Genomic DNA, 14586 nt, shown 5'->3' on the forward strand with positions numbered 1-14586 from the left:
CCGGTGAGGAGTTCTCACCGGGGGCGGCCGCTCGTGTACGGGTGTCAGCCCTGGAGGGCGACGAGGCTCGCCGGTCGCAGGTCCGTCCAGTTCGCCTCCACGTGGGCGAGGCACGCCTCACGGGTGTCCGCGCCGAAGACGGTCCGCCAGCCGGCCGGCACCTCGGCGAAGGCGGGCCACAGCGAGTGCTGGTTCTCGTCGTTGACCAGGACCAGGAAGGTGCCCTGCGGGTCCTCGAACGGGTTGGTCGTCATGCGTTGTCACTCCTCTTGGACGGTGCGGTGAACAGCTCGGACAGCGGCTGTTCCGGATGAGCTGTCGCGCGGTGCAGCAGCTCCAGGTACGCGGCGGACAGTTGCCGGGCCTTCGCGGTGCCCAGCAGGCCGGTGGCGTGGATCAGCGCGCAGTGCACCGGTCCGTCGCCCTGTGGCTCGTAGAAACTGAGGGTCAGGTCTGCCCGGGTGACGCCGGTCGGTACGGCCGAGAGCACGCCGATGCCGCCCTCCAGCTGTTCCGCGTCGGCCTGTTCGTGGTGGATCACCATCACCTGCGGTCCCCCGGACGGGAGTCCGGCGGCCCGGACGACGGCGTCGAACGGGACGTCCTGCCGGTCGAGGGCGCTCAGCGTCGTCTCCCGTACCCGGGTCAGCAGCTCCGTGAAGCTCGGGTCGCCCGCCGTGCCGGTGCGCAGCACCACGGTGTTGAAGAAGCAGCCGACCAGATCGCTGAGCTGCTCGTCGGTGCGTCCCGCGACCATCGTGCCGATCGGCAGATCGGTGCCCGCGCCGTGCCCGGTGAGCAGCGCGGCGAGCGCCGAGTGGAGCACCATGAACATGCTGGTGCCGGTTGACCGCGCGAGCCGGTCCACGGCGGCGTGCAGTTCCTCGTCCAGGACGAACCCGACGTGGGATCCGGGCCGTACGGAGATGTCCTGGCCGGCCGGGTGCGGGCCGTCGGCCGGCAGGGGGATCCGGTCCGGGAGTCCGTCGAGCGTCCGGCGCCAGTAGACGAGCTGCTGGCCGCCCCTGCTGTCGGGGTCGGAGAGGTCGCCGAGGGTCTCGTGGGCCCAGTGGGCGTAGTCGGCGTAGCCGACCGGCAGCGGCTCCCAGTCGGGTGCGTGGCCTTGGGCGCGTGCCGTGTGGGCGGTGACCAGGTCACGGAAGAGCGGGACCACCGACCATTCGTCGACGGCGAGGTAGTGCATGGTCAGCAGCAGTGCCTGGCCGCCGTCCGGTGCGGTGAGCAGATGCGCCCTGAGGGGTGCCTCCACGGCCGGATCGGGTGCCAGGGCCGCGAGTTCGGCCAGCCGGGCGTCCAGCTCCGCGCACCGCTCCACGGTCAGTTCGGGGGCCGGGGCGGGCCGCTGGTACAGCACGCCGTCCCGCTCGGTGAACGCGGTGCGCAGCGGCTCGTGCCGGGCCACCACGTCCGCGAGGGCGGCGGCCAGGATCTCGGCGTCGAGCCCACCCGTGGAGCGCAGCGTCAGCGCGTGGTCGACGCCCCGCGCGTCGCGGCAGGACTGCCACTGCCAGTCCTGGACGGGCGCCGCCCGCAGTTCCCCGGCCCGTTGCCCGGCAGGACGCAGCGCGGGCAGGGCCGGGGCCGCGCTCCCGGAGGCCGTCCCCGCGCCCTCCAGCGCGCCGGCGATACCGGCGACGGTGAGCGCGTCGAAGACGTCCCTGATGCTGAGTTCGACGCCGAACTCGGCGCGGATGCGGCCGAGCAGCCGCATCGAGGCCATGGAGTGGCCGCCGAGCGCGAAGAAGCTGTCGTGCACGCCGACGTCGTCCAGCTTGAGGATCTCGCAGAACAGCGCGGCGACCCTGCTCTGGACCGGGGTGGCCGGGCGGGCGTCGCCCGTCATCGCGGACCAGTCGGGCGCGGGCAGGGCGGCGCGGTCGAGCTTGCCGTTGAGCGTGAGCGGCAGCGGCCCGTCCAGCGGTACGACCAGGGCCGGGACCATGTACTCGGGGAGCAGCCCGGCCATGTGGGCGCGCAGCTCCCGCGGGTCGGGTTCGCCGGACTCGGGCACCGCGTAGGCGATCAGCCGGACGATGTCGTCGTCCCGCTCTGGGACCACCGCGGCCTGGGCGACGCCGGGGTGTGCGGCGAGTGCCGCCTCGATCTCGCCCAGTTCGATGCGGAAGCCCCGCACCTTCACCTGGGTGTCGGCCCGGCCGAGGAAGTCGAGGTTGCCGTCGCGGCGTCGGCGGGCGCGGTCTCCGGTGCGGTACATCCGGCTGCCCGGCGCCCCGAAGGGGTCGGCGACGAACCGCTCGGAGGTGAGTGCCTCCTTGCCGAGGTAGCCGCGGGCGAGCCCGCGCCCGGCGACGTACAGCTCGCCCACCACACCCACCGGTACGGGCCGCAGCCGCTCATCGAGCACGTAGGCGCGGGTGTTGGGGTCGGGCCGGCCGATGGGCACCCGGCCGGCCGGGCTGCCGCCGTGCTCGCGGGCGCGCCACAGCGTCGAGTTGACCGTCGCCTCGGTGAGCCCGTAGGCGCAGATCAGGTCTGCGGTGGCGCCGAAGCGGTCGAACAGGTCCGGCGGCACCGTCTCGGTGCCGACCAGCACGGTCGATCCCTCGGGCAGCTCGCAGCCGGGCGGGAGCGCGGAGACCAGCGACGGCGGAAGGATCATGTGAGTGATCCGCCGGTCCGCGAGGAAGTCGGTCAGGGCCGGCCCCGCGACCCGTGCCTCATCGGTGATGAGTACAAGGCTGCCGCCGTGGCACAGCGCCATGGAGAGCTCGAAGACGAAGACGTCGAAGCCGGTGGAGGCGAACTGGAGCACCCGGCTGTCGCGGCGCAGGCCCATCCGGTCGACGGCGGTGGCCACCAGGGACGAGATGCCCTCGTGGGGCACGATCACGCCCTTGGGGCGGCCGGTGGAACCGGAGGTGTAGATGACGTACGCGGCCTGGTCCAGGCCTGCGGGCCCCTCGGGTACGGCGGCCTGGGGCGGCTCCTGGAGTGCCTCCGCGGTCTCGGGGGCGTCCAGCAGGACCACCGGGACGCCCGCCACCCCGGGGATCTTCCCCGCGACGGTCTCGGTGCCGACGACCAGGGCCGCCCCCGAGTCCTCGATCATGTAGCCGAGCCGGTCACCGGGGTGGATCAGGTCGAGCGGCAGGAACGCGGCGCCCAGCTTCATCGCGGCGAGCACGGTGGCGATCATGTCCACGGACCGGGGAACGGCCACCCCGACCACGCTCTCGGCGCCCACCCCGTGCGCGGCGAGCAGCCCGGCGATGCGGCGGGCCCGGTCGTCGAGCTGGGCGTACGTCACCGAGCGGTCCCGGTCCACCACCGCGACGGCGTCGGGCCGTTCGGTGAGCCTGCGGGCGAACAGGGCGGGCAGGGACTCCTCCTCGACCTCGCGGGCCGTGTCGTTGAAGCCCTCCAGGAGGCTCTGCCGCTCCTGCCCCGAGAGGATCTCGGCCCGGGACAGCGGCTGTCCGGGCGCGGCGACGAGCGCGGCGACCAGCGTACGCAGCCGCTCGCCGATCGCCTCCGCGGTCTCCCGGTCGAACAGTTCGGTGGCGAACTCCAGCCGGCAGCCGAGCGAACCGGGGTTGCCGTCCGGCGCGGTGTGCTCGGTGAAGCTGAACACCAGGTCGAACTTGGCGGAGCGGATCCGGAACGGCACGAACTCCACGCTCAGGCCCGGCAGTTGGATCTCATCCCCGGTGCGGGCGTGATAGCCCACCATCACCTGGAAGAGCGGGTTGCGGGAGAGCGAGCGGGTCGGGTTGAGGGCCTCCACGACCGATTCGAAGGGCACGTCGGCGTGGGAGAACGCCGCCAGGTCGGTGTCGCGGACCCGGGCGAGGAGTTCGGTGAAGCTGGGGTCGCCGCCGAGGTCCGTGCGCAGCACCAGGGTGTTGACGAAGAAGCCGACCAGTTCGTCCAGCGCCTCTTCGCCGCGCCCCGCGATGGGCGAGCCGAGCGGGATGTCCGTCCCGGCGCCCATCCGGTGGAGCAGCGCGGCGACGGCGGCGTGCACCACCATGAACATGCTGGCGCCGGTCTCCCGGGCGAGCCGCTTCAGCCCGGCGTGCACCGGGGCGTCGAAGGCGATGTCGAGTTCGGCCCCGGAGAACGTGGGACGGGCGGGCCTGGGCCGGTCGGTGGGCAGTTCGAGCTCTTCCGGGGCGCCGGCCAGGGCCGTACGCCAGTGGTCCAGCTGCCGGGCGGCCAGGCTGGTTCCGTCGGCGGGGTCGCCCAGCAGCCGGTCCTGCCACAGGGCGTAGTCGGCGTACTGGACGGGCAGCGGCTCCCAGTCGGGTGCCCGGCCTCCGAGGCGCGCCGCGTAGGCGGTGGCGAGGTCGCGCAGGAACGGCCGGTCGGACCATTCGTCGGTGGTGATGTGGTGCAGCAGCAGCACGACCACATGGTCCTCGGGCGACAGCTCCACGACGGTGGCGCGCAGCAGCAGTTCGGTGGCGAGGTCGAACGGCCGGTTGACGACCGTGTCGATGATGCCGGGCACCTCGTCCTCGGTCGCCCGGAGGTGGTCCACCACCGGGTGCGCCTCCTCGGCGGGCAGCACCCGCTGGAACACCTGGCCGTCGGAGGCGGTGGAGAAGACGGTGTGCAGGGCTTCGTGACGGCCGGTCACATCCGCGAGCGCGGTACGCCAGGCGGCCGGGTCGAGCGGACCGCGCAGCCGCATGGCCAGCGAGAAGTTGTACGCGGCCGAGGTGCACTCGATCTGCTGGATGACCCACAGCCGCTGCTGGGCGTAGGACAGCGGAAGCCGGTCGGGCCGCTCCCCCGCGGTCAGCGCCGGACGGGCCGCGCCATCGGGGCGGGCGGTACGGGCGGTGCGGTCCACCAGTTCCGCGACGGTCGGTGCCTCGAAGAGGTCCCGGATCGCCAGTTCGGCGTCGAGCGCGGTACGGGCCCGGCTCACCAGCCGGGTGGCCAGCAGCGAGTGCCCGCCCAGGTCGAAGAAGTCGCTGTCGATGTCGACGCTGCCGGCGGGCAGTCCGAGCACCTCCGCGAACAGGGCGCAGAGCGTCTCCTCGCGCGGGTCGCGGGGAGCGCGGCCGGTGCCCGCGGCGGCGAGGTCGGGGGCGGGCAGCGCCCTGACGTCCAGCTTGCCGTTGACGGTCAGGGGCAGCGTGTCGAGGGTGACGAGCGCGGCGGGGACCATGTAGTCCGGCAGCCGGGTCTTCAGGTGGTCGCGCAGCCGCCGGGTCAGCGCGTCACCGTCCCCGGCGCCAACCTCGGGTACGACGTAGCCGACCAGGCGTTTGCCGCCCGCCCGCTCGGAGACGACGACCGCCGCGTGTGCGACCTCGGGGTGCGTGGACAGGGCCGTGGAGATCTCGCCCAGCTCGATGCGGTAGCCGCGGATCTTCACCTGGTCGTCGGTGCGGCCGAGGAAGTCGATCAGGCCGTCGGGGCGTTGGCGCACCAGGTCGCCGGTGCGGTACATGCGCTCGCCCGGTTCACCGAACGGGTCGGCCACGAACCGCTCGGCCGTCAGCGCGGTCCGGTCGTGGTAGCCCCGGGCCAGTCCGGTACCGGCGATGTACAGCTCACCCGGGCTGCCGGGCGGCACGGGGCGCAGCATCGAATCGAGCACATGGGCACGCGTGCCCCGGATCGGTACCCCGACCGTGGAGGTCGCGCTGTCCGCGGTGGAGGCGCCGAGTGTGTTGATCGTGTACTCGGTCGGCCCGTAGAGGTTGTAGCCGTAGGTGCCCTCGGTGCGGCGCAGCCGGGTCCAGACCGTGTCCGGGACCGCCTCGCCGCCGAGCAGGACCAGTGCGGGACGGTGTTTCCCGGCGGCCGCGTCCTGGTCGAGGAGGCCCTCCTCGATGAGGAGCTGGGCGTAGGTGGGCGTCACGTTGACCACGTCGATGCGGTGGCTGTCGCAGTACGCGACCAGCGCCTCCGCGTCGCGGCGCAACTCCTCGTCACAGACGTGGACCTCATGGCCCTCGACGAGCCAGAGCAGTTCCTCCCAGGACATGTCGAAGGCGAAGGACACGGTGTGCGCGATGCGCAGCCGCCGTCCGCCCGCCGAGGCGATGGCCGGGTCGAAGATCTCCTTCTGGTGGTTGTACTGCATGTTCGTCAGCCCCCGGTACGGGGTGACGACGCCCTTGGGGCGGCCGGTCGAGCCCGAGGTGTAGATGACGTACGCGGGGTGGTCGAGCCGGCCCGGCACCCCGTGCGCGAACGCGGGACGCTCCGCGTCGGTGATCTCCTCGCCCGGCAGCGCGGCCAGTTCGGCGGCCACGGCCGCGTCGTCCAGCAGGAGTTCGGGAGCGACGGAGCCGTCCGCGTCGCGCAGGGAGGGCGCGACGGCGGTGGTGGACACCAGGCACAGCGGTCCGCAGTCGCGCGCCATCAGGCGCAGCCGGTCCGCGGGGTGGTCCAGGTCGAGGGGCAGGTAGGCGGCTCCGGTGCGCAGTACGGCGAAGAGCGCGGCCACCATCTCGATGGAGCGCGGCAGCGCGAGCGCCACGACCTTCTCCGGACCTGCTCCCCTGGCCAGCAGCAGCCGGGCGAGCCGGTTGACCCGGGCGTCCAGCTCCGCGTAGCTGAGGGCCCGGTCGCCGAAGACGAGCGCCACCGCGTCCGGGGTGCGGGCGACCTGGGCGGCGAGCAGGTCGGCCACCGTCTCGTCGGGCACCGGTTCGCGGCCGGTGCGATGTGCGGCGGCCATGGCGGTCCGCTCTGCGGGCAGCAGCAGGTCGAGACCGGCGGTCCGCGCCCCGGCCGGGCCCGTGGGGTCGCCGTCGAGGTGCTCGGCCAGCCTGCCGAGCACCTCGGTGAAGCGGTCGAGGATGGTGGTCGCGGCCTCGGCGTCGAACAGGTCCGGCCTGGCCGCCAGGGTGATCCGCAGCCGGCGCCCCGGGGTGACGATCAGGGTGAGCGGGAAGTGCGTGCCGTCCACGTTGGACATGGCGGTGATGCCGTGCCGCCCGCGCAGTTCGGCCGCGCGGTCCTCGCCGTCGGCCGAGCGCAGCACGAACAGGGTGTCGAAGAGCCGGCGGTGCCCCGTCTCCTGCTGGAGGGCGCCGAGTCCGACGTACTCGTACGGCATGACGGCCGCGCGCTCGGACTGCATCCGGCGCAGCAGGGCGAGGAGCGGCTCGTCCGGGGTGAACGCGACCCGGGCGGGGATGGTGTTGAGGAACATCCCGATGATTCCGGCCGCGTCCGGGACGTCGGCGGGCCGTCCGGCGACGGCGGTGCCGAAGGCGACGTCGGCCCGGCCGGTCGTCGCGGAGAGCACCAGAGCCCAGGCCGCGTTCAGGACGGTGTTCAGGGTGAGCCCGTGGCGGCGGGAGGTGGCCCGCAGCAGTTCACTGGTCTCCGGGCCGAGCAGGATGTCGTGGTCCACCGGGATGACCGGCCCCGTGTCGCGACCGGAGGGGGCGAGCAGGGTCGGCTCGTCGAATCCGGAGAGCGCCCGGCGCCAGGCCGCGAGCGCGGCCCCGGTGTCCTGCCCGTCCAGCCAGCCGAGGTAGTCGCGGTACGAGCCGGGGGCCGGAAGTCCGGTGGCGTCGCCGGCCCGCTCGTACAGCGTGAACAGCTCCTCCAGGAACAGCCACGCGGACCAGCCGTCCCACAGGATGAGGTGATGGGTGATCACGAGCCGGTCCCGGCCGTCCCCGAGCCGGATCAGCAGCAGCCGGCAGAGCGGGGGCGCGGACAGGTCGAAGCGCTGTCGCCGGTCGGCGGCCAGCAGCTCCCGGGTCCGGCTGTGCCGCTGCGCGGCGGGCAGCCCGGAGAGGTCCTCCTCGACGAGCGGGATCTCGGCGCCGTCCACGATGAACTGGACGGGGCAGGGCAGTCCGTCGGCGGTGAATCCGGCCCGCAGGCCGGTGTTGCGGGCCAGCAGCGTCCGGCAGGCGGCGCGCAGCCGGTCCGCGTCGACGCGGTGGTCGAAGTCCAGGGTCTCCTGGGAGAGGTAGACGTCGAGCGCCTCGCCCGCGTCGTAGGTGGCGTGGAAGTACATGCCCTCCTGGAGCGGGGAGAGCGGCCAGATGTCGTCGACCGGGAGCCCGGCGGTGGTGGCGACGCGGTCGGTCTCCTCCGCCGAGAGCACCAGTCCGCCGAGCGGGGCGGGCTGCTCCGGCTCCGGCGACTGCTCGGTGCCCGTGGCGGAGGCTGAGGTCAGCTGGGCGAGCAGGGCGCGCAGGGCGGGATCCACGTCCGCGCCGGACTGCTCCTGGAGAGCCAGCACGGCCTGGAGGGCGGCGGCCGCCGGTCCGGCCTCTGCGGCGGACACGGTCACGGCGTCGGTGACCGGCTCAGGCAGAGCGGGCGCGGAGGAGCCGGGTACCGCCGGCTGCGCGGCGGCGGCCAGGGCGGCCGGGGTCCGGCACTCGAACACGTCGCGCGGGCCGATCACCAGACCCCGCGCACGGGCCCGGGTGGCGACGGTGATCGAGCTGAGGCTGTCGCCGCCGAGGACGAAGAAGTCGTCGTCCACGCCGGTCCCGGGCACGCCGAGCACCTCCGCGAAGATCTCGCACAGGGCGCTCTCGCGCTCGTCGCGCGGGGCCCGGCCACCGGTCAGGGGGGCGGGCGCGGCGGACGGCAGGGCGTTCTGGTCGAGCTTGCCGCTGGGCGTCAGCGGCAGGGCGTCCAGGGCCAGGACGGTGCCCGGCACCATGGGCGCGGGCAGCGCCTCCGCCAGCGCCGCGCGCAGGGCGTCGGTGTCCAGGACCGTGCCGGGTACGGGCACGGCGTAGCCGGCCAGCGCGCCGTCACGGACGATCACCGCTGCTCGGGCGACGCCCGGCAGCGCTGCCAGGGCGGCCTCGATCTCACCGAGTTCGATGCGGTTGCCCCGGATCTTGACCTGCCGGTCGGTGCGCCCGAGGTACTCGACGGCGCCGTCGGCGCGGCGCCGCACCAGGTCACCGGTGCGGTACATGCGCTCGCCCGGTCCGCCGAAGGGGTCGGCCACGAAGCGTTCGGCGGTCGTGCCCGGCCGGTCGTGGTAGCCCCGCGCCAGCTGAACCCCGGCGAGGTACAGCTCGCCCGCCACCCCGCCGGGGACCTGGCGCAGGAACGGGTCCAGTACGTGCAGCCGGGTGTTCCAGACCGGGCGGCCGATGGGCACGGCGGGCCCGGATTCAGCGTCGTGGCGGTAGGCGAAGGAGGTCACGTCCACCGCCGCCTCCGTGGGCCCGTAGAGGTTGTGGAGCGGCACGTGTGCCGCCCGCCCCGAACGCGCGGTCAGCTCGGACCAGTTGGCGGCCTGGGCTCCGGTGAGGGCCTCGCCGCTGCAGAACACCCTTCGCAGGCTCGCCGCCCAGTCCGGGTGCTCCGTGTCGGACTCCAGGGCCTGCGTGAAAGCGGCCAGCATGGACGGTACGAAGTGCAGCGTGGTGATCCGCCGTGCCCGGATCAGCCCGGCCAGGTAGCCGGGGTCGCGGTGGCCGCCGGGGCGGGCGAGGACGACGGTCGCACCCTCCACCAGGGGCCAGAAGAACTCCCAGACGGAGACGTCGAAGGCGGCCGGGGTCTTCTGGAGGACCCGGTCGTCCGCGCCGAGCCCGTACTCCCCCTGCATCCACCCGAGCCGGTTGACGACGGCGCGGTGGGTGACGGTGACGCCCTTGGGGCGGCCGGTGGAGCCGGAGGTGTAGATCAGGTAGGCCGGGTCGTCCGGACCGGCGTGCCGCACGGGGGTCTCGGTGACTCCCGCGTCCCCCTCTGCATCGTCCCGCTCGACGAACAGCAGGTCGATGCCGGGGACGCCGGGCAGCCGCCCGGCCGCCTCCGCCGTGGTCACGACCGTACGGGTGCCGGAGTCACCGAGCACGAAGGCGACCCGCTCCGCGGGGTAGTCGAGGTCGACCGGCAGATAGGCGGCGCCGGTCTTCAGGACGCCCAGCAGCGCGACCATCAGTTCGGCGGAGCGGGGCACGGCCACCGCGATGTACTGCTCAGGGCCCGCCCCGCGCGACCGCAGCCGCCGGGCCAGCGCCTCCGCGCGCCGGTCGAGTTCGGCGTAGGTCAGCGTGGTGTCCTCGAAAACCACGGCCGGGGCGCCGGGGGTGCGGGCCGCCTGCTCGGCGAAGAGCGAGGCGAGTGTGGCCTCGGGGACGGGCCGTGCGGTGGCGTTCAGCCCGGCGAGGTGCGCGTGTTCGCGCTCGGACAGCAGGCCGGTCCTGGCGACGGTACGGCCGGGCTCGGCCACCAGGGTGCGAAGCAGTGCGGTGAACCGGTTGGCGAGGACGGCCACGGTCACCTGGTCGAAGCGGGCCGCGTCGTGCTTGAGGCGTAGCAGCAGCCCGTCTCCGCCGGGCTCGACGACGAGCGCGAGGGGGTAGTGGACGGCGTCGGTGACGTCGTTGCCGGTGATGCGCAGCGCGTCCGGGCCGTGGTCCGCGGGCGTCTGCGGGGCCGGGTGGTTCTCGAACACCACGAGGGTGTCGAAGAGTTCACCGCCGCCCGCGATCCGCTGGATGTCCGCCAGGCCGAGGTGCTGGTGGTCCAGGAGCGCCGTGTGCTCGTCCTGGACGCGGCGCAGGAGTGCGGTGAGCGACTCCTCCGGCCGCAGGGCCACCCGGGCGGGGACGGTGTTGATGAACAGGCCCACCGCGGAGTCCAGGCCCGCGACCTCGGTGGTCCGGCCGGAGACGGTGGTGCCGAAGACGATGTCGTCGCTGCCGGTGAGGGCGCCGAGCAGCAGCGCCCACGCGCCGTGCATGACGGTGCTCAGGGTGAGGCCGTGGGTGCGGGCGTACGCGGTGAGGGCGTTGGTCAGCTCCTCGGGCAGCCGGGTGTCCACCTGCTCCGGACGGGCCGGGGCCCGCTCGCCGTCCGCCCCGGCGGCGAGGGCGGAGAGCCGGGTCGGCCCCGCCAGCCCGGACAGCGCCTGCCGCCACGCCTCCCGCGCGCTGTCCCGGTCCCGGGTGGCCAGCCACGCCAGGTACGGGTGGGGTGCGGCCGGTGCGGGGAGCTCCTCGCCCCGGTAGGCGGCGGTGAGTTCGCGCAGCAGTACCGAGACGGACCAGCCGTCCGCGACGATGTGGTGCAGGGTGAGCAGCAGCCGGTGCCGGTGGCCGTCCCGTACGAGAGTGGCGCGCAGCAGCGGCGGCTCGGCCAGGTCGAAGGGCCGGGCGCGGTCGGCCCGGAGCACGTCGTCGAGGGTGGTGTCCGCGGTGTCGGCCTGCTGCCAGGGCAGGGTGACGTGGCCGGCGAGGCGCTGGACGACCTCTCCGCCGGGGAGCTGGCGGAACGAGGCGCGCAGCAACGGGTGCCGTTCCAGCAGTAGTTGGAGTGCGCCGCGCAGCCGGTCCGGATCGACGGGCCCGTCGAGTTCCAGGAGCTCCTGGACGAGGTAGAGGTCGGCGGTGCCCGCGTCGAACGCGGCGTGGAAGAAGAAGCCCTCCTGGAGCGGGGAGACGGGCAGCGCGTCCTCGTCCAGCCCGTGCGCGGGTGCCGGCGGGGCGGGCGCCGTCCCGGCGGCGCGGGCCAGGGCCTCGACGGTGCGGAGCCGGAAGACCTCGCGCGGGGTGATCGTGAGACCGGCGTCGCGGGCCCGGTTCACCAGCTGGATGGCGACGATGCTGTCGCCGCCGAGCTCGAAGAAGCTGCTGCGGACGCCCACGGCGGGCAGGTCGAGCAGTTCCGCGAAGAGAGCGGCGAGCACGGTCTCGGCCGGGCCGGTGGGCGCGTCGGTCCCGCTGACCTCCGTCCACCGGGGCTCGGGCAGGGCGCGGGTGTCGAGCTTGCCGTTGGGCGTGAGCGGGAGGGGCCCGTCCAGGACGACGGCGGCGGTCGGCACCATGTGGTCCGGCAGGGCGCCGGCCACCTGGGCGCGTGCGGCGGCGACGGCCGTCTCGGTGGTGGCGGCGTCGTCGCCGTCCCCGACCAGGTAGGCGACGAGGCGCTTGACGCCCCGGTGGTCGTCGCGGACCAGCACGGCGGCCTGGGCGATCCCGGGGGCGGCCATGAAGGCGCTCTCGATCTCGCCCGGTTCGATCCGGTGGCCGCGGATCTTGATCTGGCCGTCGGCCCGGCCCAGGAACTCCAGATTGCCGTCGGCGCCCCAGCGGACCCGGTCGCCGGTGCGGTACATCCGGGCGCCGGGCTCGCCGTACGGGTCGGCGACGAAGCGTTCCGAGGTCAGGGCGGGTCGGCCCAGGTAGCCGCGGGCGAGGCCGCGTCCGGCGACGTACAGCTCGCCCTCGACGCCCACCGGCACCGGCCGGAGTGCGGCGTCCAGGACGTAGGTGCGGGTGTTGGGGTCGGGCCGGCCGATGGGCGTGGGACCCGGCCGGCCGGAACGGGCCAGCCACAGCGTGGAGTTGACGCTAGCCTCGGTCAGTCCGTACGCGACGACGACCTGGAGCCGCCCGGACCAGCGGGCGATCAGCTCGCTCGGGACCGCTTCGGTGCCGACGACGAGGACGGCGCCCTCGGGCAGTTCGCACTCCGGCGGCAGCGCGGAGACGAGCGAAGGGGGCAGGATCATGTGGGTGGCGCGGTGGCGGGCGATGTAGTCGGTGAGGGCGGGCCCGGCGACCCGCCGTTCGGCGGGGACGACGATGATCCGGCCGCCGACGCACAGCGACATGATCAGGTCCCAGACCGTCACGTCGAAGCCGACGGAGGCGAACTGCACGACCCGGCTCTCCGAGGTGACGCCGATCCGGTCCGTGGCCGTGGCGATGAGGCTGCCGACGCCGTCGTGGGTGACGATCACGCCCTTGGGGCGGCCGGTGGAGCCGGAGGTGTAGATGACGTAGGCGGCCTGGTCCAGGACGACCGGGGTGCCCGGGTCCGTGCTGTCCTGGGCGGCGAGGGCGGCGGCGGTCTCCGGCTCGTCGAGCAGCAGGTGGCCGGCGTCAGAGGCCGGGAGGTGGGGCGCGAGTTCCCGGATGCTGAGCACGGTGGTGGCCCCGGCGTCGGACAGCATGTAGGCGGTCCGGTCCCGGGGGTGGTCGGCGTCCAGCGGGAGGTAGGCGGCGCCGGCCTTCATCACGGCGAGCAGCGCCACCACGAGTTCCGGGGAGCGCGGGAGTGCCACGGCGACGACGTCGCCGGCGCCCACGCCTCTGGCGGCCAGCAGCCGGGCGAGCCGGTTGGCGGCGGCGTTGAGTCCGGCGTAGCCGAGTTCGCGGTCCTCGCAGACGAGCGCGACGGCCTCGGGTGTGCGGCGTACCTGTGCTTCGAAGGCGGCGGGCCAGGAGAGTTCGGCCACTTCGCGCGGGGAGACGGCCAACTCCCCTATCAGGCGGTCGCGTTCGGCGCCGGAGGTCAGCTCGATCCGGCCCACGGGCCGCCCGGGGCGGTCGATGAGGGCGCTGAGCACGGTGCGGAAGCGGCGTTCGTGGTCGCGGAGGGCCTCCGCGTCGCAGAGGTCCGCGTCGGCGTCGAGGTGGACGGTGACGGCGTGGCCGTCGCGGCTCTCGGAGAAGGCGAACGCCAGGTCGCTGACCGGGCCGAGCCACTCGGGGCGGAGTTCGGTCCGCAGCCCGTCGAAGCCGAACTCCTCGCCCCTGGGCAGGATGTTGACGGTGGGGCCGACGAGTTCCCGGACGCCGTCGACCAGTCCGAGGTCCCTGGCCAGGTGCTCGGCGCGGTGGCGTCCGTGCTCGGCGGCCTCCGAGATCCCCCGGTGCACGTCCGCGACGAGGTCCGCGCCCTTGGTGCCGGGGCGGACGGTCAGCCGCAGCGGGACGACGTTGGAGACCATGCCCGGGACGACGGCGGACACGGGGTCCCGGCGGGCGGCGACCGGCAGTCCGAGGACCACGTCCTGTTCGCCGGTGGCCCGGTGCAGATACGTGGCGACGGCCGCGACCAGCAGCCGGGACGGCCGGACCCCGGCGTTCCCGGCGGCGGTGTGCAGCCGCTCGGCGTCCTGGCCGGTGAGTTCGACGGTGCGCCGCAGCCGCCGGGCCGTCAGGGAGTGGCCGCGTTCGACGAGGCGTACCGGCTCCGCCCGGCCGGTCAGGCGCTCCTGCCACCAGGCGCGGTCCGTCTCGTGCGCCGCTGAGGCGCGGTACTCCCGGTCGGCGTCCACCAGCCGGGCGAGGGAGGGGCCAGGGTGGGCGGGGGCCCGTGTGCCCAGGGTGTAGAGCTCACCGGCCCGGCGGGTGATGAGTGTGACGCCGATGCCGTCGAGCACGATGTGGTGGTAGCGCTGGTACCAGCGGACGTGGTCGTCCGCGAGCCGCAGCAGTGCCTGGGCGAAGAGCGGTGCCCGGTCCAGGGGGGCTGGCCGTTCGCGTTCGGCCGTGGCCCAGTCGGCGGCGGCCGTCTCGGGGTCCGGTGCGTCGCGCAGGTCGACGACGGGCACCTCGAAGGAGACGGTGACGGCGCTCTGGCGCGGGCCGCCGTCACCGTCACCGGGGGTGAACTCGACGTGCAGGCAGTCGGCTTCCGTGACGGCCTGCCGGACTGCGGCGGCGAGCCGGCCGAGATCGGTGGAGCCGCGCAGGTCCAGGGCGAAGACGATGTTGTAGGCGGCGCTGTCCGGCTCGATCTGCTGGGCCGGCCAGATCCCGGCCTGCCCGCCGGTCATGGGGATCCCGGTAGCGGATGTGCGGTCCGACTCGGCGTCAAACATCGTACGAAATGGCCTTTCCCTGATGA

General features: G+C 74.1%; 2 protein-coding genes. Both read right to left on the minus strand.

The genetic code is table 11. From position 1 onward, the window contains the following. Nucleotides 1–44 precede the first annotated feature (44 nt). The gene (locus RLT59_RS04935) at nt 45–254 is read right to left on the minus strand and encodes an MbtH family protein (RefSeq protein WP_123463937.1); all 210 of its coding nucleotides are present in this window, start codon (nt 252–254) and stop codon (nt 45–47) included. Continuing rightward, the gene (locus RLT59_RS04940) at nt 251–14560 is read right to left on the minus strand and encodes a non-ribosomal peptide synthetase (protein ID WP_399124825.1); all 14310 of its coding nucleotides are present in this window, start codon (nt 14558–14560) and stop codon (nt 251–253) included. Before RLT59_RS04940 ends, RLT59_RS04935 begins: the two co-directional genes overlap by 4 nt. Between the last annotated feature and the right edge of the window lie 26 nt (nt 14561–14586).

Origin of the sequence: Streptomyces sp. ITFR-6 (assembly GCF_031844725.1) — a bacterium.
Lineage (GTDB): Bacteria > Actinomycetota > Actinomycetes > Streptomycetales > Streptomycetaceae > Streptomyces.